Annotated in this window: 26 protein-coding genes and 1 tRNA gene; 8 read left to right on the top strand and 19 right to left on the bottom strand. The window is 68.8% G+C overall.

Features of this window, described 5'->3' with window-relative positions:
* Positions 1-16 precede the first annotated feature (16 nt).
* The 9 genes from IEW87_RS05825 to IEW87_RS05780 all read right to left on the bottom strand — a co-directional run bounded on the left by IEW87_RS05825 (position 17) and on the right by IEW87_RS05780 (position 6246).
* Positions 17-817 carry an ArsR/SmtB family transcription factor gene (locus tag IEW87_RS05825; protein ID WP_268234607.1) on the bottom strand — a complete coding sequence of 267 codons (801 nt, stop codon included), beginning with the start codon at positions 815-817 and terminating at the stop codon, positions 17-19.
* 210 nt (positions 818-1027) lie between these two features.
* Positions 1028-1100 (bottom strand) — tRNA-Arg (locus IEW87_RS05815).
* 60 nt (positions 1101-1160) lie between these two features.
* Positions 1161-1502, bottom strand: coding sequence for a histone-like nucleoid-structuring protein Lsr2 (locus tag IEW87_RS05810; RefSeq protein ID WP_188711327.1), 342 nt, complete (start codon positions 1500-1502; stop codon positions 1161-1163).
* Between the two features lie 67 nt (positions 1503-1569).
* Entirely contained in the window at positions 1570-2067 is a 498-nt protein-coding gene (locus tag IEW87_RS05805) for an HNH endonuclease (protein WP_188711326.1), read from the bottom strand.
* Between the two features lie 355 nt (positions 2068-2422).
* Positions 2423-3319, bottom strand: coding sequence for a M23 family metallopeptidase (locus IEW87_RS05800; RefSeq protein ID WP_188711325.1), 897 nt, complete (start codon positions 3317-3319; stop codon positions 2423-2425).
* 116 nt (positions 3320-3435) lie between these two features.
* Entirely contained in the window at positions 3436-4134 is a 699-nt protein-coding gene (locus tag IEW87_RS05795) for an iron-dependent transcriptional repressor DtxR (RefSeq protein ID WP_188711324.1), read from the bottom strand.
* A complete protein-coding gene (serC, locus tag IEW87_RS05790; protein ID WP_188711323.1) occupies positions 4131-5249 on the bottom strand; it encodes a phosphoserine transaminase in 1119 nt (372 codons plus the stop codon). The genes IEW87_RS05795 and serC overlap by 4 nt, the downstream gene beginning before the upstream one ends.
* A gap of 42 nt (positions 5250-5291) precedes the next feature.
* Positions 5292-5882, bottom strand: coding sequence for a DUF3027 domain-containing protein (locus IEW87_RS05785; RefSeq protein WP_188711322.1), 591 nt, complete (start codon positions 5880-5882; stop codon positions 5292-5294).
* Positions 5866-6246, bottom strand: a complete 381-nt coding sequence (locus IEW87_RS05780; protein ID WP_188711321.1) for a cold-shock protein — start codon at positions 6244-6246, stop codon at positions 5866-5868. Before IEW87_RS05780 ends, IEW87_RS05785 begins: the two co-directional genes overlap by 17 nt.
* Before the next feature lie 126 nt (positions 6247-6372).
* Between IEW87_RS05780 and IEW87_RS05775 the strand changes: the two genes are divergently transcribed.
* From IEW87_RS05775 to IEW87_RS05765, 3 genes are read left to right on the top strand one after another with little or no spacing between them, the layout of a single operon-like run.
* Positions 6373-6633, top strand: a complete 261-nt coding sequence (locus tag IEW87_RS05775; RefSeq protein ID WP_188711320.1) for a multidrug ABC transporter ATPase — start codon at positions 6373-6375, stop codon at positions 6631-6633.
* Positions 6630-8318: a helicase-associated domain-containing protein gene (locus IEW87_RS05770; protein ID WP_229730976.1), complete on the top strand. Its 1689-nt coding sequence runs from the start codon at positions 6630-6632 to the stop codon at positions 8316-8318. The genes IEW87_RS05775 and IEW87_RS05770 overlap by 4 nt, the downstream gene beginning before the upstream one ends.
* 11 nt (positions 8319-8329) lie before the next feature.
* Positions 8330-9967 (top strand): DNA repair helicase XPB, encoded by a 1638-nt coding sequence (locus IEW87_RS05765; protein WP_188711319.1) that lies wholly within the window; start codon positions 8330-8332, stop codon positions 9965-9967.
* Positions 9968-9975: 8 nt separating this feature from the next.
* On the opposite strand, the gene IEW87_RS05760 is transcribed toward IEW87_RS05765, so the two are convergent.
* Entirely contained in the window at positions 9976-10752 is a 777-nt protein-coding gene (locus tag IEW87_RS05760) for an IclR family transcriptional regulator (protein WP_188711318.1), read from the bottom strand.
* Between the two features lie 107 nt (positions 10753-10859).
* Here IEW87_RS05760 and IEW87_RS05755 point away from each other — a divergent pair, with 107 nt between their 5' ends.
* Genes IEW87_RS05755 through IEW87_RS05745 form a run of 3 tightly spaced genes read left to right on the top strand, consistent with a single transcriptional unit; the run spans position 10860 to position 13440 of the window.
* Positions 10860-11618, top strand: a complete 759-nt coding sequence (locus IEW87_RS05755) for a CoA transferase subunit A (RefSeq protein ID WP_188711317.1) — start codon at positions 10860-10862, stop codon at positions 11616-11618.
* A 2-nt stretch (positions 11619-11620) separates the two neighbouring features.
* Positions 11621-12265 (top strand): 3-oxoacid CoA-transferase subunit B, encoded by a 645-nt coding sequence (locus IEW87_RS05750; protein WP_188711316.1) that lies wholly within the window; start codon positions 11621-11623, stop codon positions 12263-12265.
* Entirely contained in the window at positions 12262-13440 is a 1179-nt protein-coding gene (locus IEW87_RS05745; RefSeq protein WP_188711315.1) for an acetyl-CoA C-acetyltransferase, read from the top strand. The genes IEW87_RS05750 and IEW87_RS05745 overlap by 4 nt, the downstream gene beginning before the upstream one ends.
* Here IEW87_RS05745 and IEW87_RS05740 read toward each other — a convergent pair.
* The 6 genes from IEW87_RS05740 to IEW87_RS05715 are packed head-to-tail and all read right to left on the bottom strand — an operon-like array spanning position 13430 to position 19244.
* Entirely contained in the window at positions 13430-13765 is a 336-nt protein-coding gene (locus tag IEW87_RS05740; protein WP_188711314.1) for an ArsR/SmtB family transcription factor, read from the bottom strand. The genes IEW87_RS05745 and IEW87_RS05740 overlap by 11 nt on opposite strands.
* Positions 13766-13785: 20 nt before the next feature.
* Entirely contained in the window at positions 13786-14967 is a 1182-nt protein-coding gene (locus IEW87_RS05735; protein WP_188711313.1) for a thiolase family protein, read from the bottom strand.
* Positions 14967-16151, bottom strand: a complete 1185-nt coding sequence (locus IEW87_RS05730) for a bifunctional 2-methylcitrate synthase/citrate synthase (protein ID WP_188711312.1) — start codon at positions 16149-16151, stop codon at positions 14967-14969. The genes IEW87_RS05735 and IEW87_RS05730 overlap by 1 nt, the downstream gene beginning before the upstream one ends.
* Before the next feature lie 2 nt (positions 16152-16153).
* Positions 16154-17056 (bottom strand): methylisocitrate lyase, encoded by a 903-nt coding sequence (prpB, locus tag IEW87_RS05725; RefSeq protein WP_188711311.1) that lies wholly within the window; start codon positions 17054-17056, stop codon positions 16154-16156.
* Positions 17056-18582, bottom strand: coding sequence for an MmgE/PrpD family protein (locus tag IEW87_RS05720; RefSeq protein WP_188711310.1), 1527 nt, complete (start codon positions 18580-18582; stop codon positions 17056-17058). The genes prpB and IEW87_RS05720 overlap by 1 nt, the downstream gene beginning before the upstream one ends.
* Entirely contained in the window at positions 18579-19244 is a 666-nt protein-coding gene (locus IEW87_RS05715; protein WP_188711309.1) for a GntR family transcriptional regulator, read from the bottom strand. Before IEW87_RS05715 ends, IEW87_RS05720 begins: the two co-directional genes overlap by 4 nt.
* A gap of 188 nt (positions 19245-19432) precedes the next feature.
* Between IEW87_RS05715 and IEW87_RS05710 the strand changes: the two genes are divergently transcribed.
* Positions 19433-20125 carry a response regulator transcription factor gene (locus IEW87_RS05710; protein ID WP_188711308.1) on the top strand — a complete coding sequence of 231 codons (693 nt, stop codon included), beginning with the start codon at positions 19433-19435 and terminating at the stop codon, positions 20123-20125.
* 174 nt (positions 20126-20299) lie between these two features.
* Positions 20300-21871, top strand: a complete 1572-nt coding sequence (locus IEW87_RS05705) for a sensor histidine kinase (protein ID WP_188711307.1) — start codon at positions 20300-20302, stop codon at positions 21869-21871.
* A 31-nt stretch (positions 21872-21902) separates the two neighbouring features.
* Here the strand turns inward: IEW87_RS05705 and IEW87_RS05700 are convergent, their stop codons facing one another.
* Genes IEW87_RS05700 through IEW87_RS05690 form a run of 3 tightly spaced genes read right to left on the bottom strand, consistent with a single transcriptional unit; the run spans position 21903 to position 25016 of the window.
* Positions 21903-23477, bottom strand: coding sequence for a tripartite tricarboxylate transporter permease (locus IEW87_RS05700; RefSeq protein ID WP_188711306.1), 1575 nt, complete (start codon positions 23475-23477; stop codon positions 21903-21905).
* Complete coding sequence (locus IEW87_RS05695; protein WP_188711305.1) at positions 23470-24009, bottom strand: tripartite tricarboxylate transporter TctB family protein; 540 nt, start codon at positions 24007-24009, stop codon at positions 23470-23472. Before IEW87_RS05695 ends, IEW87_RS05700 begins: the two co-directional genes overlap by 8 nt.
* Positions 24006-25016 (bottom strand): Bug family tripartite tricarboxylate transporter substrate binding protein, encoded by a 1011-nt coding sequence (locus tag IEW87_RS05690; RefSeq protein ID WP_188711304.1) that lies wholly within the window; start codon positions 25014-25016, stop codon positions 24006-24008. The genes IEW87_RS05695 and IEW87_RS05690 overlap by 4 nt, the downstream gene beginning before the upstream one ends.
* Positions 25017-25066: the final 50 nt, after the last annotated feature.

Here is a 25066-nt window from a genome sequence, read left to right as displayed (position 1 = left end):
CGCGATCCTCATGTCGTCAGGCTCCACTGACAGGAAGGTTCTGTGCCGCCCACCGGCGCCCCGGCTCCGGGTCGACGCCGAGACGCTCGGCGTAGAGTTCGTGGATCTCCGGCCAAGGCCCGTGCGCCTCCTCCTCGGAGAGGTGTCCGCCTGCGAGATGGGGTTCGAGCCGGGAAAGGTAGATTTCCCATCCGGTCGCGGTCTGGGCGGCGGGGAGGTCGTCGATGATGTGAGTGAAGACCAATCGGCACCCGTCCCCCTCCGGCGTCAGCTCGAAGCTCTGCGGCTGACCGGCAAAGATCCAGGTCAACAGATGCGGTGCCTCGACCTGCGTTACCTCCACGGACATACCGCCAGCGTCGATGATCTCGCCTGCGACGGGTGTCCAGTCCGCGGCACCCGGAAAGAAGCGTTCCAATTCGGACGGCGTGCTGACCGCCTGCCACACGCGCTCAATCGGATAGCCGAGCGAGCGCTCGAAACGCAGCGCGGGCCGACCGTCGATGGTCTCCAAAGTTCCATACGCCTTGGGTTCGGACATGGGCGTTCCTGCTTTCTCTCGATACGGCCAACGGACGGTGATCGCGCGCAGCGGGGCAGTGTCGATGGAGTGGAACTTGTACCGACCCTCCTTGACCGCGATCACCAGTCCGGCCGCCTGCAACACCTCGAGGTGCTGTGAGACGGCTTGACGGGAGGAGGTGAGTCCGTGCCTCGTCGCCAGTCGGCCGCACAGTTCGAACAGGGTCTGCCGGTCCCGCTCAAGGAGTTCGTCGAGGATGGTTCGCCGAGTCCCATCGGCCAGCGCTTTGTACACGTCGCTCACGCCCCGAGGTTAGGCAAGCCCCCACTTGCCTGTCAACGGCGTCCGCTATTCCAGCGAGCGCAGGGACCCGCCACCGCATGAATGAATTCCGGTACTGAAAGGCCGCGTGAACGCTCAGTGAGTGCTGGGCGGCTCGACACAATACGCCTGACCACACATGCTGTCTGTGCGACGCGGTTGTACGCTCGACCAGAACTTCAGCGCCCCCAGCAGGATTCGAACCTGCGACACCCGCTTTAGGAGAGCGGTGCTCTATCCCCTGAGCTATGGGGGCTCACGCGCAAATGCGCCCGCCCCATCTTACTGGGCAGGCGCATCGCTGACGACGCGGACGTCAGTTCGCGGCGTCGTACGCCTCGAGGATCGTGGCCGGCACGCGACCACGGTCGCTCACCTGGTGGCCGTTCGCGCGCGCCCAGGAACGCACAGCGGTCAGGTCGCGGCCGCCACCCGACGGCGCGGATCCGCGCACGCGGCTCTTTGCGGAGCTCGCCGTGCGACGACCAGCAGAGATGTAGGGGGCGAAAGCCTCGCGCAGTTTCGCGGCATTGCCCTCCGTGAGGTCGATTTCGTATACCTTGCCGTCGAGAGAGAACGTCACGCTCTCTCCCTCGCCGGGATCGAGAACGGTTCCATCGATATCATCGACGAGCTGGTGAATAATCTTCCGTGCCATATTCGACACGATAATCTATTTCGCCCGAATACGCACAACGGATGACCGTGAATTCGTTATGCGTGAATTACGCAGCCATTTCCAAATACGGTTCCCAAGAGGGTTCGGCGCGATCGGATCCGCGAACAGTCCACGCACTTCCGCGCGGAGTCCCGGGCCGAACGCGCAGCTCCCATCCCATTTCCTGCGGAGTGCGGTTGCTTTTCACGTTATTGCACTTCACGCAGGCCGCGACGAGATTCTCCCAGGAGTCGATGCCGCCACGCGAGCGCGGTTGCACGTGATCGACCGTCGCCGCCGGGCGTCCGCAGTATGCGCAGCGATAGGCGTCGCGGCGGAGCACCCCGCGGCGGGTGACCGGCACGCGGCGGTGGTGCGGGATGCGCACGTATCTCGTCAGGACGATGACCGCGGGTCTGTCGAACACGTCGGCGGCGCTCCACACGGGAGAATTCTCATCGCTGGCGATGATATTCGCCTTCTGATTCATCACGAGCACGAGTGCGCGTTTGAACGACACGATGGCAAGCGGTTCATATCCTGCATTGAGCACGAGTGTGCGCATGGCGGCAGCCTTTCTTCACGCCCCGGATGGCTCCCGGGATCAGCCAGACGATGCCCCGCATCTTGTCGGAGAGACGAAAAAGGCGCTGTCCAATGGACAGCGCCAGCGGGCGAGGCGCAATGATCTCGCGACCCGATTGACCCAGATGCCGAAGAACGTAACGACCGAGCGCATCCGTGGTTCGGATGCCAGGGCGCATGTTCATGGCGAATTCCTCTCTGAGAGCAGATGCGGCGACGCGAACAGAGTAGCGCATGCGACACACCCGAGCGGCGACACGCAGGTGAATTCTCTCCCGGATACGCAGAATGCCCGCCTCAGTTAAGGCGGGCATTCTGCGTATCGGGTTCGAGCGTCAGATGGGCATGTACGCCATCGGGTCCACGATCGCGCCGTTGACCGTCAGCTCGATGTGGAGGTGGTTCGCGGTGGAGCGGCCCGTCGACCCGACGTAGCCGATGACCTGGCCCGCCGAGACGGACTGCCCGGCACCGACCTGGCGCGTGCCGTTGGTCATGTGCCCGTACAGCGTCTGCGTGCCATCGCCGTGGTCGATCGCAACCGTGACGCCCCAGCCATAGTGCGCTTCACTCGAGACTGTGACGACGCCGCCCTTCGCGGCGTAGATCGGCGTCATCGCCGGGGCGACCATGTCGGTGCCGGCGTGGCCGGAGCTCACGGAACGGCTGACGTAGTACGAGCCAGGGGGAAGCGGGTTCACCCAGGAGCCGACCGGCTCCGGCGCGGGCGGCGCGTCCTCGGGAACACCCGCGGGCGCTCCGTCACCGCCGGGATCGGGGGCCGGTTGCTGCTCATTCTGGCGCTGCTGCTCGGCGTCGCGAGCACGCTCGAGCGCCTGCTCCTCGGCACGCACCTGCGAGATCTCGTCGGCCGTGCGTGCCGAATAGGTCGTCGCGGTCAGGTCGACGGATCCGGCATCGAGGCTCGCGGCGAACGACTGGGCATCGCCGGCCGCTTCGTCGCGCTCGCTGGCCGTCGCGGTCGCGGTTTCGTGCTGGCTCGCCGCATACGCGGGGATCGCAACACCCGCGACGAGCGCACAGAGAGCAGCCATCGTGCCGACAGCGCGCGCGGGGCTGAAGCGGCGTGAGCCGAACTTCTTCGCGGACTTCTCGGAGTGGCGGACCTGCTTGCGAGCCGCGGAGACGATCTGACGGGTGGTGAGGGGTCGTTCGACAGAGGCATTTGCGTCGGGCGGCGCGACCTCAGTCGTCGGCTCGTTCTCGGCCAAAATCGGGTTCCTTCGTTACATACAGGGCAGCCTCCACGGTAACGAAAGATAACGAATTTGTCACGTCGAGGTCGCGGATCCGTCTCGATTCGGTCACGAACCCCGTGTTCGGAGGGTCATTCGGCGACGAGAAAAACGTGCGAGGCGAGCTCCACGGGCAGTTCAAGCGCTTCGTCCGCGCCGTCCATCTGCACGAGCACATATCCCTCGTTGTATCGGAACTGTCCCCGCGCACCCGGCATGACGCCCGCGGAACGCAGCTGCTGCAGCAGCTCCGGGTCGACCTGCATCGGCTCAGCGAGGCGGCGCACCGTCCCCTCGATCGGGCCATCGGCGGTGTCGAGCTTCTTGACCACTCCGATGACACCCTCGTCGAAGGCCCCCTTCGCGTCGATCTCCCCGATCTCGCTGAGGCCCGGAATGGGGTTTCCGTACGGCGATTCGTCCGGGTGGCCGAGCAGCTCGACGAGTCGTCGTTCCACGAGCTCGCTCATCACGTGCTCCCAGCGGCAGGCCTCCTCGTGAACGTATGCCCAGTCGAGGCCGATGACGTCACTCAGGAGGCGCTCGGCGAGCCGGTGCTTCCGCATGACCTCGATGGCGCGACGACGGCCGAGCGTCGTGAGCTCGAGGCGGCGGTCCTCGGCGACGCGAATGAGTCCGTCGCGGTCCATGCGTCCGACGGTCTGAGACACGGTCGGCCCAGAGTGTCCGAGCCGCTCCGAGATGCGCGCGCGAAGCGGGACGATGCCCTCCTCCTCGAGCTCGAGCACAGTGCGGAGGTACATCTCGGTCGTATCGATCAGATCGGTCATGATGATTCCTTCGCCTCGAGGATGTAGTCGATGCTCTTCGCCAGTCGGCGCACGTCGTCCGGCTCAATCGACACGAACGTCGCGACGCGAAGCTGGTTGCGACCGAGCTTCCGGTACGGCTCGGTGTCGACGACGCCGTTGTGCCGCAGGATCTTCGCAATGTCGGCCGCGTCGACCGCGTCGTCGAAGTCGATCGTGACGACCACGGGCGAACGGTGCGCCGGCTCCGCGATGAACGGGGTCGAGACGGGGTTCGCCTCCGCCCAGTCGTAGAGCGCCGATGACGATTCACGCGTACGCGCCGCCGCCCACGTCAGGCCGCCGTTGTCGAGGATCCAGCCGAGCTGACTGTCGAGCAGGTGCAGCGTGGCGAGCGCGGGGGTGTTGTATGTCTGGTTCTTGCGCGAATTGTCGAGGGCCGTCGCGAGGTTCAGCGACTCGGGGATGTAGCGTCCCGACGACGCGATGCGCTCGATGCGCGCGATGGCGGCTGGCGACACTGCGGCGATCCACAATCCGCCATCCGAGCCGAGGTTTTTCTGCGGCGCGAAGTAGTACACGTCGGTCTCGGCGATGTCGACGTCGATGCCGCCCGCTGCGCTCGTCGCGTCGATGACGGTGAGCGCTCCCTCGTCGCCGGCGACGCGCGCGACGGGGGCGGCCGCGCCCGTCGACGTCTCGTTGTGCGGCCAGGCGTAGACGTCGACGCCGGCAACGGCCTGGGGCGTCGCGATCGTGCCGGGCTCGGCGGAGCGGACGTCGGGGGCCTCCAGCCAGGGAGCGGCAGCCGCCTTGGCGAACTTTCCGCCGAACTCACCAAACGACAGATTCTGGCTGCGGCGCTCGATGAGGCCGAACGCGGCAGCATCCCAGAACGCCGTCGAGCCGCCCCCGCCGAGGATGATCTCGTATCCGTCGGGCAGCCGCAGCAGCTGGCCGAGCCGCTCGCGTACGCTGCCAACGAGGTTCTTCACGGGCGCCTGGCGGTGTGAGGTGCCGAGGAGCGACGACCCCACCCCGGCGAGCGCAGACACCTGCGCGTCTCTCACCTTCGATGGACCGCATCCGAAGCGTCCGTCGGCGGGCAGCAGGTCGGCCGGAATCTGGATCGTCATACGGCCAGTTTAGAGGGCACGCAGGCCCTTCGCTCCGCCAGGTCAGGCGTCGTCATCCGGCTCCGCGTCGCCGTCCGCATCGTCGTCGTATCCGTCGTCATACGCGTCGTCGGAATCGTCGTCGTGATCATCGTCATCATCATTGAGCTCGTCGATGTCGACCCCGTCCACGTCGCCGGAGTGCAGATACGCCGAGCCATCGTGGTGATCATCATCGTCGTCGTGATCGTCGTGATCGTCGTGATCATCGTGATCATCGTCGTCATCGCCGGCGCCGCCGGACTCCTCCTCGGAGACCTTCCGCTCGGCCTCCGCCGCGGCCTGCTGTGCCTTGTACTCCTCGAGCCGCTGCGACCACGGCACCCAGTCGGGCGCGAGGAGGGCATCGTCGCCCGGGAGCAGCTCCGCCTCGAGCACCGTCGGATCCTGTCCCTCGACCGCGGCGAGCGCGACCGTCCAGAACCAGCCACGATATGCGCTCTGCGTCATCTCGAACCGCAGCGTCACGACGCCGTCGTCCGCGACGGCGCGGTCCACGAGGGCGCCGACCGTCGATGTCGGGGTGATCTCCCCCAGCGCGGCGCGCGCGAGCGGCTCCGCGACGTCGGTCGAGATGTCAGATGTCGATGTCATCGGCTACCTTCCGAAGCACGCTAGCGATCTTGCGCGCGTGCGAGTTCGAGGGGTATCGGCCGCGCCGCAGATCGCCGCCCATCTCATCGAGCAGACCCACGAGGTCCTCGATGATCACCACCATGTCGTCGGGGTTCTTCCGCTGCGCCTTCACCGCACTCCGCGGGGCATCGAGGACGCGCACCGAGAGCGCCGAAGGACCGCGGCGACCGTCGGCGATGCCGAAGTCGAGCCGCGTGCCCTTGCGCAGCGACACCCCATCGGGGACGGCACTGGCGTGCAAGAAGACATCCTGGCCGTCATCGGACGAGATGAAGCCGAAACCCTTGTCCTCGTCGTAGAACCTGACCTTGCCGGTGGGCATGATGACCTCGCTGAGAAGAACCGTGAACGAAACGATGAGGGACCGAATGATCCCTCCCCTCCAGATTACCGCCTGCCTCCCTCTCCCCGGCCGCGTGGGTGCGGCGCAGCGACTAAAGTTGGAGGGATGAGCAACAAACCCGACAGCACCCCTCCCGTGCGGCGCGTCGACCGGATCCTCGCGTTCACGTCGATCGGGGTCCTCGCGGTCTCGATCGGGTGCTTCGTCGCCGTGATCGTGGCGGGAGCGGTCGGTGTCGACGACTACGGCGGGGTGTGGCCGGCCGTATTCGCCGTGCAGATGTACGGCCCCATTCTGGCGTTCATCCTCCTGCTCATCGTGCTCATCTCGAGCTTCGTGCGTCGGGGCAGGGCGAACCGGCAGTGACGCGCGTCAACAGCTCTCTCGCGCGCCTCGTCGCCGAGCGCCTCATGGCGGCCGACGATGACGCACTCGCAGAGCTGTTCCGCCATCGGCGCCTCTCTCCCCACGCCGCACCCGCGTCGAGCTGGAACGACTTCTTCGACGTCGCCGAATCACTGCTGCGACCGGATGCCATCGCCGCCGCGCTGTCGTCGCTGCCGCGCGAGGAGCTCGCCGCCCTCGCCGTCGGCAAGCCGCGCGAGACGCTCACACTCACGGACGCCGACGGGCAGGCGCTGCCGGGGGTCATCGAGACGCTCGGCGACGTCTCACCGTTACCCGCCTCGACCCCGATGCCCGCGGATCCGGCCGACGCCGGCCATGCCGCCGAGCGCGCGTTCACGACCCTCACCGCGCTCGCCGACCTGATCCTCGTGGCCCTGCGCTCGCCGCTCGCGCGCGTCGCGACGGGGTCGCTCGGCGTCGCGGAGCGACGCCGACTCGCCGAACACGATGTCGTCGGGTCCGCCGACGAGGCCGACGTCCTCGCGCGCCTTGCGTCCGCGACCGGACTCATGCGCGGCCACGATCGCCATCTGTTTGCGACGCCGGCCGGAGCCGAATGGGTGCAGCAATCGACGCCGCGGCGCTGGGTCGACCTCGCCGAGCGTCTGCGCGACGCGCTCCCCGCGGGACTGCGCACGTCCGACGGCGGCTGGATCGACCCGGCGCAATGGGACCTGGCCTATCCGCTCGACGAGGCGTGGCCGCGCAAGTCGCGCGGCTGGATGGCGTTCGCGCGACTCGCCGGACTCGTCGCGGGCGCGGATCCGACCGAACCGGCCTGGGCGCGACCGCTGCGCGAGGGGCGCGCGGCGGCCCCGGAAGCACTCGTCGCTCTCCTGCCGCAGGAGGTCGACCGCGTGTACCTGCAGAACGACCTCACGGCGATCAGCCCCGGCACGCTCGCGCCGACGATCGACGCCCGCCTGCGACAGATGGCGGTGCGCGAGTCGCAGGCTCAGGCGTCGAGCTACCGCTTCACCGAGGCGACGATCGCCCGTGCGTTGAGCGCGGGCGAGACGGCCCACAGCATGCATTCTTTCCTCGCCGAGGTGTCGCTCACCGGCGTCCCGCAGCCGCTCGACTACCTCATCCAACGCTCCGCCGAGCGTCACGGGCGCGTGCGCGTCTCGCGTGAGCTCGGATCCGACCGCACGATCGTGTCGAGCCCGGATCACGACCTGCTCCGCACGATCGCGGTCGACCAGTCGCTCGCGCCCCTGGGCCTGACTCCCCACGGCGCGCTGCTCGCGAGCCGCGCGGGACGCGATGCGACATTCTGGGCGCTCGCCGACGCGCGCTATCCCGTCGTGGCGATCGAGGCCGACGGCAGCATCGCGGCGCCGGATCGACACCGACTTGCTCCCGAGGACAGCGAGGGCGACGACTTCCTTCCCCTCATCGCGCGCCTCCGCGAGCGCCAGGGAGCCGATGTGGATCGCGCCTGGCTGCGCCGCGAGCTCGAAGGGGCGATTCGTGACCGCGCGACGCTCGTGGTCGTGGTGAACATGCCGGACGGATCCGCTCGCGAACTCACGCTCGATCCGACCGGCCTCGGCGGCGGCCGCCTGCGGGGCCGTGATTCGCGCGCAGACGTCGAGCGCACTCTGCCGGTCTCGCTGATCCAGTCCGCAAAACGGGCGTAGACTGATTGGTCATGTCCGGCCCGCTGATCGTCCAGAGCGACCGCACCGTATTGCTTGAGGTCGCCCACGCCGACGCCGAGACGGCGCGGCACGATCTCGCTGTCTTCGCGGAGCTCGAACGCGCCCCTGAGCACATTCACACGTACCGCATCACACGCCTCGGTCTCTGGAACGCGCGCGCCGCGGGCCACACCGCGGACGAGATGCTCGCGACGCTCGAGAAGTACTCGCGGTTCCCGGTTCCCCCGTCGGTGTCGACCGACCTGCGCGAGACGGTCGGCCGTTACGGCCGCCTGACGATCGAACGCGACGACGAGGGCCGCCTCGTGCTGACGACGACCGACCGCGCCGTCATCGCGGAGGTCGCGCGCAATAAGCGCATCCAGAACCTGCTCATCGGGCACCCGGATCCGGACACCTTCGTCATCGACGCGTGGGCGCGCGGGCAGATCAAGCAGGAGCTGCTGAAGATCGGCTGGCCCGCCGAGGACCTCGCCGGCTACACGCCGGGCACGCCGCACGAGATCGTGCTGGACGAGACCGACTGGCACCTGCGCCCGTACCAGCAGCAGGCCGTCGACACCTTCGCCGAAGACGGGTCCGGCGTCGTTGTCCTCCCCTGCGGCGCCGGCAAGACGCTCGTGGGCGCCGGAGCGATGGCGCAGACCAAGACGACGACCCTGATCCTCGTCACGAACACCGTCTCGGCCCGGCAGTGGCGCGACGAGCTGCTGCGCCGCACGATGCTGACCGAGGACGAGATCGGCGAGTACTCGGGACAGGTCAAGGAGATCAAACCGGTCACGATCGCGACCTACCAGATCCTCACCGCGAAGCGGAAGGGAGAGTACGCCCACCTCGACGTGCTCGACGCGCTCGACTGGGGTCTCATCATCTACGACGAGGTGCACCTGCTGCCGGCGCCCGTGTTCAAGCTCACCGCCGATCTGCAGGCGCGTCGGCGCCTCGGACTCACCGCAACGCTCGTGCGCGAAGACGGCCGTGAGGGCGACGTGTTCAGCCTCATCGGCCCGAAGCGCTACGACGCCCCGTGGCGCGAGATCGAGCAGCAGGGATACATCTCCCCCGCCGCCTGTTACGAGGTGCGCGTCGACCTGCCGGCCTCCGACCGGCTCGAGTACGCCGCGGCCGCCGACGACCAGCGGTACCGCCTCGCCGCGACGGCGCCGGCCAAGATCGACGCCGTGCGCGAAATCGTCGAGCGGCACAGCGGCGAACAGATCCTCGTCATCGGGCAGTACCTCGACCAGCTCCAGGCGCTGAGCGATGCGCTCGACGCGCCCCAGATCACCGGTTCCACGCCCGTCGACGAGCGCGAGCAGCTCTTCCAGGCGTTCCGCGAGGGATCCCTCAAGCTCATCGTCGTCTCGAAGGTCGCGAATTTCTCCGTCGACCTCCCGGAGGCATCGGTCGCGATCCAGGTCTCCGGATCCTTCGGCTCACGCCAGGAGGAGGCCCAGCGTCTCGGCCGGTTGCTGCGCCCGAAGGAGTCGAACCACACGGCCAGCTTCTACACCCTCATCGCACGCGACACGGTCGATCAGGACTTCGCGCAGAACCGCCAGCGCTTCCTGGCGGAGCAGGGCTACAGCTACACGATCCTCGATACGAGCGACGTCGCCGCGTAGGACGTGTCTCACCGCATGCGGCGGGAGAGCTCGTGGGCGTGCGCCAGCAGCGCGCGCCCCAGTTCGGCGCGGCGCGCGGCATCGAATCGGAACTCGACGCCCGTGATGCTGAGCGCCCAGTCCGGTCGGCCCGACTTCGACAGCACCGCGGCGCCCATCCCCCAGCTGCCCTCGACGATGAGCCCGGGGTTGACCGAATAGCCGCGGTCGCGCGTCTCGGCGATCCGGGTACGCAACGGTGCGGATCCGTGCGCCTGTCCCCAGCGCCCCGCGAGAGAGTCGCCCGTGCGCGCGAGGTACGCATCGCTCTCCGCGGCTGGCAGCAGCGCCAGGATCACCAGGCCAGCGGAGGCAACGCCCAGCGGGAAGCGCACGCCTTCGCTCAGCACGTGCGAGCGGATCGGGAACGCGCCGTCCTCATGCACGAGGCACACCGTCTCGTCGCCGCGCCGCATCGAGAAGAACGCGCTCTCCTCCGTCTCGAGCGCGAGGGCGTGCACGATGTCGCGCGAGCGCTCCGCGACGTCGTATCGCTCCGCCGCGACCGTCCCCATGAGGAAGAGTTCCGGCCCCGGGAACCAGCGCCCGGTTACCGGGTCCTGGTCGACGAGCGCCTCCGCCTTCAACGCCGTCAGCAGCCGGTGCGCGGTCGGCCGCGTCAGGCCAGATTCGGCGACGAGGTACGTCATGCGCGCGCCGCCGCGCTCGCCCTGCGCCGTGACGAGCCGCATCAGGAGGGCGGCGCGCGCGACCGACTGCGTGCCGCGCGGAGATCCAGTATCCATATAGTGGACACTACCGTCCACTCGTTCCGCATGGCGAGCGATTCTGGACCTTGCGTCCCGCGGGGCGCAGAGTGGGTCGGAGGACCGACCCACGAAGGAGTGACCAGGTGATCGACAAACAGATCGCGACAGCCGCCGAGGCGGTCTCCGACATTTCCGACGGCGCGAGCCTCGCCGTCGGCGGCTTCGGACTGTCCGGAAACCCGATGACGCTCATCGAAGCGCTGCTGGAGCAGGGGACGACGGATCTGTCCATCGCCTCGAACAACTGCGGCACCGACGACTGGGGGCTCGGACTGCTGCTGAACGCGAAGCGGATCCGGAAGATGACCTCGTCGTATGTCGGCGAGAACCGCGAGTTCGAGCGGCAGTTCCTGTCCGGCGAGCTGGAGCTCGAGCTGACGCCGCAGGGCACGCTCGCCGAGAAGCTCCGCGCGGGCGGATCCGGGATCGCCGCGTTCTACACGCGCACCGGGGTCGGCACACAGGTGGCCGAGGGCGGGCTGCCGCAGAGGTACGCCGCCGACGGATCCGTCGCGCAGCCCTCGCCGCAGAAGGAGGTGCGGCTGTTCGACGGCAAGGAGTTCGTCCTCGAGGACGCGATCGCGACCGACTTCGCGCTCGTGCACGCCGCCAAGGGCGACCGCCACGGCAACCTCGTCTTCCGCAAGGCGACGCGCGCGTTCAGCCCGCTGTGCGCGATGGCGGGCCGTATCTGCATCGCGCAGGTCGAGGAACTCGTCGAGCCCGGCGAGATCGATCCGGATGACGTGCACCTGCCCGGTGTCTACGTGCACCGCGTCGTCGAGGTGGGAACAGACATCGATAAGCGCATCGAGAAGCGCACCGTTCGAGAGGAGGCGTGACGATGGCCCTCACGCGCACCGAGATGGCGGCCCGCGCCGCCCAGGAGCTGGCCGACGGCTCCTACGTGAACCTCGGCATCGGACTGCCGACACTCGTGCCGAACTACGTGCCCGCGGGCACCGGCCTCGTGCTCCAGAGCGAGAACGGGATCCTCGGAGTGGGCCCGTACCCCGCCGACGCGGACGTGGATCCGGACCTCATCAACGCCGGGAAGGAGACCGTCACGACCCTGCCGGGTGCGGCGTTCTTCGATTCCGCGCTGAGCTTCGGGATGATCCGTGCCGGCAAGATCGACGCCGCGATCCTCGGCGCGATGCAGGTCTCGGCGACCGGTGACCTCGCGAACTGGATGATCCCGGGCAAGATGGTCAAGGGTCCCGGCGGCGGCATGGACCTCGTCTATGGCGCCGAGCGCGTCATCATCCTCATGACGCACGTCGCCAAGGACGGATCCGCGAAGATCGTGAACGACTGCTCGCTGCCGCTCACCGGCCGTGGGGTCGTCAACCGGATCATCACCGACCTCGCCGTCATCGACGTGACGGACGACGGCCTCGTGCTGCGCGAGACCGCGCCCGGCGTGAGCGTCGACGAGGTCGTCTCGGCCACCGAGCCTCCGCTGCGAGTCGACCTGGAGACACTATGAACGACATCGTCATCGTTGCCGCGGCGCGGACGCCGCAGGGGCGGCTGAAGGGCGCGCTGTCGTCGTTCTCCGCGCCGAAGCTCGGCTCGTTCGCGATCGCAGGCACGCTGAAGCGGGGCGGCATCCCGGCCTCCGCCGTCGACGCCGTGATCATGGGGCAGGTGCTGTCCGCCGGATCCGGTCAGAACCCCGCGCGCCAGGCTGCGCTCGGTGCGGGGATCGGCTGGGACGTACCCGCGAGCTCCGTCAACAAGGTCTGCCTGTCGGGGCTCACGGCCGTCATCGACGCCTCGCGCATGATCGCCACGGGGGACGCCGAGGTCGTCGTCGCCGGCGGCATGGAGTCGATGTCGCAGGCGCCCCACCTGCTGACGGGATCGCGCGCCGGATGGTCGTACGGATCCGTCGAGGTGCTCGACCACATGGACCACGACGGGCTCACCGACGCGTACGACGCCGAGAGCATGGGGGCGTCGACCGAGCGACACAACCCGCGCTTCGAGGTCACCCGCGACGGCCAGGATCAGGTCGCGACCCTGTCGCATCAGCGCGCGGCCAAGGCGGCCGCCTCCGGCGTGTTCGATAACGAGATCGTTCCCGTCGAGGTGCCGCAGCGCCGCGGGGATCCCCTCATCGTCTCGGCCGACGAGGGCGTGCGCCCCGACACGACGACCGAGACGCTCGCCAAGCTGCGCCCGGCGTTCGCCGAAGGCGGCAGCATCACGGCGGGGAACGCGTCGCAGATCTCGGATGGCGCGTCGGCCGTCGTCGTGACGACGCGCGCCCGCGCCGAGGCCGAGGGGTGGCGCGTGCTCGCCGCCATCGGAGCATCCGGCCAGACCGCCGGACCCGACAACTCGCTGCAGGCGCAGCCGGCCGACGCGATCCGCCGCGCGCTCACCAAGCAGGGCCTCGCCTCGAGCGAGCTCGATCTCGTCGAGATCAACGAGGCGTTCGGCGCCGTCGTCGCGCACTCGCAGCGCGAGCTGGGCATCTCGAGCGACATCGTGAACATCCATGGCGGTGGTATCGCGCTCGGCCACCCGATCGGCGCGTCCGGAGCCCGGCTCGTCGCGCACGTGGCGCACGAGCTCGCGCGCCGAGGATCAGGCACCGCCGCCGTCGGCCTCTGCGGGGGTGGCGGTCAGGGCGAGGCCCTCATCCTCACGCGGTAGTCGCGAGCGCGTCGACGACCCCTCCGACCCAATCATCGATGATCCGGAGGGGTTCGTCGACGAGGTGCACCAGCACGCGATTTCCGACCTTCCGCGTCACGACGAGGCCGACCTGTCGCAGCACCTGGACGTGCCGCGACGCGCTGAAGCGTGAGACGCCGATGGCGAAGGCCAGCTCGCCAATCGTCGCCTCGTGAGCAGTCGTCCCCGATGCGAGGTGCCGAATGAGCTCGCGGCGATCGCCGTCCGAGAGCACGGCCAACCAGCGGTCGAGGGCAGAGCCCGAGGCGATCGCCTCCGTGAGCGCGACGTCTCGTTCGGCCATGATGCCTCCCCGGGTTCCGCTCACCCTCGCTTGAGCAGTGCGGCAAGGGCCTGACCGCCGCCGATGCACATGGTGACGACCGCGTACTCCTCGCCCGTGCGCTGCAGCGTGAGCGCCGCGCGCACCGTGAGGATCGCACCGGTCGCGCCGACCGGGTGTCCGAGCGCGATCGCCCCGCCGTACGGGTTGGTTCGGGCCGGATCGAGGCCGGCGTCGCGGACGACGGCGAGCACCTGCGAGGCGAACGCCTCGTTGAGCTCGACGGTCGCCACGTCATCGGGCGTGAGGCCGGTCTGGGCGAAGAGCTTCTTCAGCGCGAGCGTCGGCGCGTACCCCATGATCTCCGGCTCGAGCGCCGCAGTCGTGACGGCCTCGATCGTCGCGAGCACCGGAGCACCCTCGGCACGCGCGTCGGCCTCGCGCATGAGCACGGTCGCGGCGGCGCCGTCGTTGATGCCGGAGGCGTTGCCCGCGGTCACCGTGCCGTCCGTCACGAACGCGGAGCGGAGCCCCGCGAGCGACTCCACGGTCGTGTCCGGCCGCGGGTGCTCGTCCGTCGTCACCTCGACAGACCGACGCCCCGACGTCGTGACGGCGACGATCTCCTCGGCGAACGCGCGCTGCGACTCGGCCGTCGCCGCCCGTCGCTGCGACTCGGCCGCGAACGCGTCCTGCTCCTGCCGCGTGATGCCGAACCGCTCGGCCACGTTCTCGGCCGTCACGCCCATGTGTCGGCCGCTGAACGGATCCGTGAGCATCGCGATCGTGCCGTCGAGCAGGCGCCGGTCGCCCAGCCGGTCGTTGAAGCGGGAGTCGAAGTCGTAGAACGGCATCCGCGTCATGTTCTCGGCGCCGCCCGCGACGACGACGTCGGTGCTCCCCCACAGCAGTTCCTGCGCACCCGACCAGATCGCCTGCAGACCGGATCCGCACAGCCGGTTCACCGTGAAGGCGGGCGTGTTCACGTCGAGGCCCGCGGCGAGCGCGACGCGTCGCGCGATGTATGCGTCGGACGCGACCTGCCCGATCGTGCCGAGGACGACCTCCCCGACCCGGTCAGGCGCGACGCCCGAGCGGCGCAGCGCCGCGGTGGCCGCGGCCGCGCCCAGCTCGTAGGCCTCGGTGTCGCGGAAGGCTCCGCCGAACCGTCCGACGGGCGTGCGCGCACCGGCGACGATTGCGACCTTCTGCTGCTCGGCCATCAGCCCGCCGCCTCCTCAGGGCGCTCCTGCGCCTCGACCTCCGCGGTGTCCGGGACATAGCCCGGGATGTGTCGCTCGTCGGCGCCGCTGTACGCGGACAAGGGGCGGATCAGCGCGTTCGAGGCCTGCTGCTCCATGATGTGCGCCGTCCAGCCGGTCACGCGTGCAGCGATGAACAGTGGGGTGAAGATCTCGGTGTCGAAGCCGATGAGGTGGTACGCCGGCCCCGATGGGTAGTCGAGGTTGGGGTAAATGCCCTTGCGCTCCACGAACTCGCTCTCCAACGCGTCGTAGAGATCGGCGATGTCCTGCCGATCGTAGTGAGCGACGAGCGTGTCGAGGGCGCCCTTCATCGTCGGCACGCGCGAGTCGCCCCGCTTGTAGACGCGGTGTCCGAAGCCCATGATCTTCCGCTTCTCGGCCAGCGCCGCGTCGAGCCACCCCTTCACGCGCGACGCGTCGCCGATCTCGTCGAAGAGGTACATCACGGCCTCGTTCGCGCCGCCGTGCAACGGCCCCTTGAGCGCGCCGATCGCGCCCGTGACCGCCGAGTAGAGGTCTGCCGTGGTGGACGCGATGACCCGTGCCGTGAAGGTCGATGCGTTGAACGAGTGCTCCGCGTAGAGGATCATCGACCGGTTGAACGCGTCGACGACGACCGGATCCGGCTCCTCGCCGAACGTCATCCACAGGAAGTTGCGCGCGTAGTCGAGGTCATCGCGCGGCGAAATCGGATCGAGGCCGCGACGACGCCGCTGGACGGCGGCCACGACGGTGGGCAGCTGCGCGAACAGGTAGACGGATCGACCGGTGTCGAGCTCGGGGTCGGTCCACCCGCCCGCGCGGTGCAGCGTGTCGTCGAACGTGCCGAGTTGGCTCACGACCGTGCGGACGATGTCCATCGGGTGCGCCTGGGTGGGCATCGTGTCGAGCAGCGCGAGCGTGCGGTCGTCGAGCGGCCGAAGGGAGCGCTCGAGCCGTTCGAACTCCGCGAGCTGATCCTCCGTCGGCAGCTCGCCGTGCCACAGGAGGTATGCGACAGCCTCGAACGACTGCGTGGCCGCCAGCTCCTGCACGGGATACCCCCGGTACAGCAGGCTGTTGGTGTCGGGATTGACCTTGCTGACGGCCGTCTCGTCGGCGACGACGCCTGCCAGGCCCTTCTTGATCTCAGTGTCCGCCATGGTCACTCCTTCGTGATGTGGAAGTTGTAGATACCCGAATCGAACTGGTTGTACGTCTCGTAGTCCAGCAGGTCGTAGAGATCCGCGCGATGCTGCATGCTGTCGAGCTGCCCCGAGAGGTTGCCATCCGCGATGAGCGTGTCGAGCGCGCGCTCGGCCGCGCCCATCGCCATCCGCAGCAGCGAGACGGGCCAGATCACCATGCGGATCCCCGCCTCGCGCAGCTCGTCGACCGTGAACAGATCGCTCTTGCCGAACTCGGTCATGTTCGCCAGGACCGGCACGTCCACCGCACGGACGACCGCGCGGAACTCGTCGAGGTTCCGCATCGCCTCCGGGAAGACCGCGTCGGCGCCCGCGTCGACGAGCCTCTGGATCCGCTCGATCGCCGCATCGAGGCCCGCGACGGCGCGAATGTCGGTGCGCGCCATGATGAGGAAGTTCTCGTCGCGCCGCGCGTCACGGGCCGCCCGGATCCGCTTCAGGGCCGTCTCCTCGTCGACGACCTCCTTGCCGTCGAGGTGGCCGCAGCGCTTCGGGTTGACCTGGTCTTCGATGTGACAGCCGGCGAGCCCGGCGTCCTCGAGGATCTGGATCGTGCGCGCGACGTTCATCGTCTCGCCGAAGCCCGTGTCCGCGTCGACGATCGCCGGCAGCTCGGTCGTGCGGGCGATCTGGGCCGCCCGCCCGGCGACCTCGGTCAGTGTCGTCAGGCCGATATCCGGCAGGCCGAGGTCGGCCGACAGCACGGCACCGGAGATGTAGACACCGTCGAAGCCCTTGCGCTCGATGAGCCGCGCCGACAGGGGGTTGAACGCCCCCGGGAACCGCAGCAGTTCGCCGGATTCCAACCGCTCCCGGAACTGCTGACGCTTGACGTGCGCGGGCGTTGTGGCGTGCAGCATCAGAACAGCCCCCGCGGGCTCGGCGCCGCATCGAGGACGCCGGGATTCGCGACGATCGAGAGTTCACGCACCTCCGCCGCGGTGAGCTCCGGCAGACGCGCGGCCAGACCGAGGAAGCGGTCGATCTCCTCGGCCGACAGCACGTCTGCGGCCAGCGTGCGGAACTTGTGCTCGTAGTTCTCGCGGACGAATGGCCGCGCACCGAGCGGGTGTGCGTCGGCCACCGCGATCTCGGCCGTGACGACGGATCCGTCGGTCAGCGTGATCTCCGCGCGCCCGCCGAAGGCCTTCTCGTCGGGATCCTCCGAGTGGTATCGGCGAGTCCACTCCTCGTCGAGCGCGGTGGTGACCTTGTGCCACAGCTCGACGGTGTCGGCGCGGCCGGCGCGCTCCGGCGTGTAGGAGTCGACGTGATGCCAGCCGCCGTCCTGCAGGGCGACGGCGAAGATGTACGGAATCGAGTGGTCGAGCGTCTCGCGCGACGCGGTCGGGTCGTACTTCTGCGGATCGCCGGATCCAGATCCGATGACGACGTGCGTGTGGTGGCTGGTGTGCAGCACGATGCGGTCGATGTTCGCCGGATCGCGCAGCTCGGGGCGCTCGGTGCCGAGCGCGCGGGCGAGGTCGATCCAGGCCTGCGCCTGGTACTCGGCCGAGTGCTCCTTCGTGTACGAGTCGAGGATCGCGCGCTTCGCCTCGCCCGGCGCCGGCAGCGGCACCTCGTAGCGGCCGTCGGGTCCGTCAAGCAGCCAGGCGATCACGCCGTCCTCGCCCTCGTAGATCGGCGAGGGCGACGTCTGGCCGCGCATGGCGCGATCCACGGCTTCGACCGCCATCTTCCCGGCGAACGCGGGCGCGTGCGCCTTCCAGGTCGAGATCTCGCCCTTGCGCGACTGGCGCGTGGCGGTCGTCGTGTGGAGCGCCTGCCCGACGGCCTGGAAGATGACCTCCTGGTCGAGGCCGAGCAGCGTGCCGATTCCGGCGGCCGCCGACGGGCCGAGGTGGGCGACGTGGTCGATCTTGTGCTTGTGCAAGCTGATGGCGCGAACGAGGTCCATCTGGATCTCGTACCCCGTCGCGATGCCCGCCACGAGTGCGCGCCCGTCGGATCCGGCGTGCTGGGCCACCGCGAGGATCGGCGGGATGTTGTCGGCGGGGTGCGAGTACTCCGCAGCCAGGAAGGTGTCGTGGTAGTCGAGCTCGCGCACGGCGACGCCGTTGGTCCACGCCGCCCACTCGGGGCTCGTGACGGTTCCGAGGGGCAGGCCGAAGACCGTCGCGCCGACGCCGCCGCGCGAGACAGGATGGTCGAGCGCCTGCGCGCGGGCGGAGCAGATCGGCGCGCGCGTCAGCGACGCGGCTGCGACCGCGGCGTTGTCGATCACGCGGTTGATGATCATCTCGTCGACGTCGCGATCGACCTCGACGGGATCCGCGGCAACGGCGGCGATCTTCCAGCCCAGCTGCTCTTCGCGCGGCAGGTTCTCGTCGCTGCGGTATGTGCGGACGGGGTGCGAGACAGTCATGCGGATCCTTCGTTCTCGAGGTTCGCGAGGATGCTCGCGAGGGCATTGTGGAGGTGCACGTGCGTGGCATGCGCGGCGAGGTCGCCGTCGCGGGCGGCGAGCGCGCGAGCGATCAGAAGGTGCTCGGCGACGGAAGCCGTGAGTCGTTCGGGACGGTCGCGGGCCATGCGGCGCACGCGCACGAGGTGCGCGCGCACGGTGCGCAGGGCCGAGGCGATGTAGTCGTTGGCGACGGCCCGATCGAGCTCGACGTCGAAACGGGAGATGAGGTCGTAGTACGCGTCGCGCCCGGTCTCCCCGTCGAGGCGGGCGGCGGTGAGCTCGTCGGCAAGCGCGGCGAAACGCGCGGCGTCGCCGCGCTCCGCTGCGATGCGCGCCGCGGACTCCTCGAGCGCGCGGCGCATCTCGAAGAGCGCCCGGATGTCGTGGGCGTCGATCGGGGCCACGACGGTGACGCGCGGCGATTGCTGCACGACGAGACCGTCGGCCACGAGGCGGCGCAGCGCTTCACGCAGGGGCGTGCGGCTGACGTGCAGGCGCGCGGCCTGTTCCATCTCGGCAAGGACGGTTCCGGCGGGCAGCGCGCCGGACTGGATCTCGTCCAGCAATTGCGCATAGGCGCGTTCGCCCGCCTTCGGCTGTGACTGCTCGAGGGTCACCATACGGTCAGTGTATACATAAATACCCCAGCGCGCGGGCTAATCTCACAAACCGACCCCTTACGTACACATTCAGGTCCAGCACCGGCCACCGGCGCGTCGCACCTGCGCAGAGGCGCACACGAGGCCCGATTCGGCCGATCGGGCCTGAAAACCCCACATCCGGTCCATTCATCGCCATAATGGGGGGCATGACCGCAGCGCGAATTCTCGTAGTCGACGACGAGCCCAACATCCGAGACCTGCTCTCGCAGAGCCTCCGCTTCGCGGGTTTCCAGGTCAGGACCGTCATCAACGGCGCACAGACGATCTCAGCTGTGCTCGAGGAAGAACCGGATCTCATCGTCCTCGACGTCATGCTCCCGGACATGAACGGCTTCAGCGTGACCAAGCGCCTCCGCGACGCGGGTTACACCGCGCCGATCATCTTCCTCACCGCCAAGGACGAGACCGACGACAAGATCAAGGGTCTCAACGTCGGCGGCGACGACTATGTGACCAAGCCATTCAGCCTCGACGAGATCGTCGCGCGGATCCAGGCCGTGCTGCGCCGCACGATGCAGTCGGAGGACGAGGAGTCCGTCATCCGCAGCGGCGAGCTGACGATGGACCAGGACACGCACGACGTCTACGTCGGCGACACGCCGATCGACCTCAGCCCGACCGAGTTCAAGCTGCTGCGCTACCTCATGCTCAATCCGAACCGCGTGCTGTCGAAGGCGCAGATCCTCGACCACGTATGGGAGTACGACTTCAATGGCGATGCCGGCATCGTCGAGAGCTACATCTCGTATCTGCGCCGCAAGATCGACCCGCACACGTCGGAATCGCTGATCCAGACCAAGCGCGGCTTCGGCTACATGCTCAAGGTCGACAAGCTCTGAGGGCCTGCCCTGGCCACGCGCTCTGATCCGTTCACCCGGTGGTGGCGGCGCACGAGCCTCCGCGCGAAGATCACCGGGGTCACGGTCGGTGTCCTCGCCGCCGGTCTCCTGGCCGCTGGCTTCGGCGCACTGCCCGTCCTTCAGTCGCTGCTGCGCGGCAACGTCGACTCCGCGGTGACGCAGCTGGCGGGAACCGATGTGTACGAGACCGTCTTCGACGTGACCGAGGTTCCGGAGTCCGGAACGATGGCGTTCACGCCGAAGGCTCCCGAGCCACGATTCGACTACATCGTCGCGATCTATGACGACGAGGGGCGTCTGAAGTCCGTCGCCGGCGGCAATGAAGGACCCGCACGCGACCCGATCTTCCCGACCGAGCTGACGGTGCAGGACGCGTTTCTGAACCAGGATCGCCCGTTCACACTCGAGACGATCTCCGGATCCGAATACCGCGCTGCGATCGCACCGATCCAGCTCGACGGGGTCGAATCGAGCACGCTCCACGCACAGCTCGTCGCTCTGCCGCTCGACGACACCGACGACTTCGTTGGCACGTACATCGGCGTGTTCACGACGATGTCGATCATCACGCTGCTTGTCGGCGCGCTCGGCACACGCTGGCTCGTCACCCTCGCGTTCCGTCGATTGGGCCAGGTCGAGCGGACGGCGATGAGCATCACCGAGGGCAACCTCGACCAGCGCATGACCGACGTCGAGCCGGCCACCGAGGTCGGCCGCCTCAATCTCGCCATCAATGCGATGCTCGACCGGCTCGACGAGTCGTTCTCGGAGCGCGACGCGACCGTCGAGAAGATGCGACGCTTCATCGGCGACGCGAGCCACGAACTGCGCACCCCGCTCGTGAGTGTGCGCGGCTACGCGGAGCTGTACCGGATGGGCGCGATGCAGTCTCCGGAAGATGTCGCGCGCGCAATGGAGCGGATCGAGAAGGAGGCGCGGCGGATGGGCTCGCTCGTCGAAGACCTGCTCTCCCTCGCGCGCCTTGACGAGCGCCGCGCGATCGAGATCGCTGACGTCGACCTGCGGCAGATCGCCCGCGACGCCGCACTCGACGTCACTGCGGCGGATCCGGCGCGCCAGGTGAACGTGAACGACACGACGTTCGAGGCGCTCACCGGGCCGATCACGATCCTCTCCGAAAGCGCGCGCGGACAGCTCGACCCGCCGCCTCCCTCCCCCGCCCCAGCGGAGCCTGACGCGACGCGGCCGACGACAGGGCTGCTCGGCGCGATCAGTGCAGGGTCCGCGGCGCTGTCGCGCGCGCAGCAGCAGACGCGCTCGTTCCTGCGGCGGCGGACGCGTGATGACCGACCGCAGATCGACTTCTCGACGCCCGAGGAGGGAAAGCCGGTCGAGGTGCCCCCGATCGTGCGCGGCGCCGAGGAGCCGATCCAGCAGGTCATCTCGAACCTCCTCGGAAACGCGCGCCGTTACAGCGCCCCGGATTCTCCGATCGAGCTCGAGGTCGGCGTCGACGTCGACACAGACATGGGCTGGATCTCGGTGATCGACCACGGCGAGGGCATCCCGTCCGAGATCCGCGAGAAGATCTTCGAGCGCTTCTGGCGCGCCGACACGTCACGCACGCGAGAGACGGGCGGCAGCGGGCTCGGGCTCGCGATCGTCGCGTCCATCGTCAAGCGACTCGGCGGCGCCGTCGCGGTATTCGAGACGCCGGGTGGGGGCGCGACGTTCCAGGTCGCCTTCCCCCTGGCGCGCGACTGAGGCGACGTCGGGCCGCCCCAGCCGCGCCCGTTCACCGCCGGGTCTCCCGCTCGATGTCGTCCTCGATCTGGCGGATCGCGGTCGTGTCGATGTCGGGAAGCCGCTCCTCGTAGATCCGCTGCCGTCGCTTGAGCCACAGCGCGAGGACGAGCAGCACCGCCATCGCGCCGTAGATGACCATCGACGGAACCCCCTGGATGAGGATCATCGGGTCGCCCTGGCTGATCGCCATCGCCTTACGCAGCTGTTCCTCGGCCATCGGACCGAGGATCGCCCCGACCACCATCGGCGCAACCGGGTAGCCGTGCCGGCGCATCAGGAAGCCGATCACGCCCAGCACGAGGAGGATGCCGATGTCGAACACCGTGAAGTTCGCGGCGTACGCGCCGAGGCCGGCGAACACGAGGATCCCCGCGTACAGGTACGGACGCGGGATCTGCAACACCTTCGCCCACATGCCAACGAGCGGCAGGTTCAGGATCACGAGCACGAGGTTGCCGATGTAGAGACTCGCCACGAGCGCCCAGACGAGCGCCGGCTGCGAGTCGAACAGCAGCGGCCCCGGCCGGATCCCGTAGGTCTGGAAGGCCGAGATGATGATCGCGGCCGTCGCCGTCGTCGGCAGCCCGAGCGTCAGCAGCGGCACGAGCACACCGGCCGCCGCCGCGTTGTTCGCGGCCTCCGGTCCGGCAACGCCCTCGATCGCGCCCTTTCCGAACTGCTTGCGGTACGGCTTCTTCGCGAGCCGCCGCTCGGTCGCATAGGACAGGAAGGTGGCGACGTCCGCCCCACCCGCGGGGATCGAACCAATCGGGAACCCGATCGCCGTCCCGCGGAGCCACGGCCGCCACGACCTCTTCCAGTCGCTGCGCGTCATCCACGTGCGCCACTTGCCGGACACGGGGATGATCGGCAGCTCGCCATGCCGCATGCGCGATCCGACGTAGAGCGCCTCTCCGACGGCGAAGAGTCCGACCGCCACGATGACGACGTCGATGCCGTCGCCGAGGTTGGCGATTCCGAAGGTGAACCGCGCCTGTCCCGTGAGGGTGTCGGTGCCGACGAGGCCGATGAACAGTCCGAGCCCCAGCGACACGAGGCCGCGCACGGCGCTACCGCCGAGCAGGGCGCCCACGGTGAGGAAGGCGACGATCATGAGCGCGAAGTAGTCGGCCGGCCCGAGCGTCACCGCGAAGTCGGCGATCACGGGGGCGGCGACGGTCAGCAGCACCGTGGCGATCGTGCCGGCGATGAAGGATCCCACCGCGGCGGTCGCGAGCGCGGCGGTGGCGCGTCCAGCGCGCGCCATCTTGTTTCCTTCGAGCGCCGTCACGATCGACGCCGATTCGCCCGGCGTGTTCAACAGGATCGAGGTCGTCGATCCGCCGTACATGCCGCCGTAGTAGATGCCGGCGAACATGATGATCGCGCTCGTCACGTCGAGCGTGTACGTGAGCGGCAACAGCAGCGCCACCGTCATGGCCGGGCCGATGCCGGGCAGCACGCCGACGGCGGTACCGAGGATCGCGCCGAGGAAAGCGAAGGCGAGATACTGGGGCTGGATCGCCGTCGCAAAGCCGTCGAGGAGCAGCTGCAGGCTATCCACGGAAGACCTCCGGGAGGTATTCGCCGAAGGCCGGCAGCGAGAGCCCGAGAAGGATCCCGAACAGCACCTGGGTCAGGATCCCGAGTCCCGCGCCGATAAGGAGCGCGCGCCACCAGCTCTTTGCGCCGAGCGCGAGAGCGGACCCGGTGAAGAGAACCATGACGGCAACGGGCCAGCCGGCGACCGGGATCACGACCATCAGCGACGCGAACGCGATCACGAGCAGCGCGACCGTGCGCCACGACGTGCCGACGGATTCATCGACGTCCTCCCCCTCCTCGGGAGTCCCCACGCGTCCCCGCAACGTCGCGATGAACGCGGCGAGCGCGGTCAGGCACATGAATGCCGTCACGATGTACGGCAGGACGCGCGCACCGAGCACATTCGAGGATCCGACCGGCTCGCGGATCGCGCCGCTCAGCAAGACGCCGAGCGCGGCGAACGCGAGGATCGCGCCGACGAAGATCAGCTCCCCGACGCGCGCCCGCCAGGGGGCCGAGGCCCCCTGGCGGGCGGCAGTCTCGCTGCTCATTCCAACAGCCCGATCGTCGCGAGCGTCTCCTTGGTCGTGGCGATGTCGTCGGCGAGGAAGGTGTCGAACTCGTCCCCCACGAGGAAGGCGTCGGTCCAGCCGTTCGTCTCGAGCGTCTCGGCCCAGGCGTCGCTGTCGTGAGCGTTCTGTACGACGTCCTCCAGGGCCGTCCTGTCCTCGTCCGAGATGTCGCCCGGCGCGATCAGGCCGCGCCAGTTCGTCAGCGTGACGTCAATGCCCTCATCGACGAAGGTCGGCACCTCGGGCAGCAGTTCCGCAGGCTCGCCGGAAGACACCGCGAGCGCACGCAGGTCGCCCGATGCGACCTGCTCGGAGAACTCGGCGACACCGGAGATCCCGGCGTCGACCTGCCCGCCCAGCAGCAGGGTCACTGCCTCGCCGCCACCCGAGTTCGCGATGTAGTTGAGTGAGTCCGGAACTTCCGTGGCCGTCAGACCGCCTTCGAGCAGCAGCAGCCCGGCAAGGATGTGGTCGATCCCGCCGGCGGAGCCGCCGGTGATCGCCATGCCCGAGCCCTCGTCGATCCATGCGTCGACGAAATCTCCGACGTTCTCGTACGGGCTGTCGGCCGGGACGACGAGCACGAGCGGCTCCTCCGTCAGCCGCGCGATCGGCGTCATGTCTTCGATGCGGTCCTCGGACGCGTTCGTCTCGACGGCGCCGACCATCACGCTTCCCGTGATCATGAGGGTGTGCGGGTTCGATTCGGTGGCGAGCGACGCGAGCCCGACCGTCCCACCGGCGCCGCCGATGTTGGTCACGGGAGCGGACGACACGATCCCCTCGTCGTTCGCGGCCTGCGCGAAGCTCCGCGCGGTCTGGTCCCAGCCGCCACCGGGGTCCGCCGGCGCGACGACCGCGAGGCTGTCGACCGCACCCTCGGCTCCGCCTCCACCGCCGCCCGCGCAAGCCGTCATCAGCGCGGTCGCCGCGGCGACGGCTCCGAGTGCGAGGATGCGTCGTCGTGCTGTGGTGTGCTGTGTCATGGGCTCCTCCTTGAGTCCTTCGGTGCCGCGGGACCATCCCCACGGCCGCT

This window comes from Microbacterium faecale, assembly GCF_014640975.1.
Taxonomy (GTDB): domain Bacteria; phylum Actinomycetota; class Actinomycetes; order Actinomycetales; family Microbacteriaceae; genus Microbacterium; species Microbacterium faecale.
This window is presented reverse-complemented; position numbering and strand designations above follow the sequence as displayed.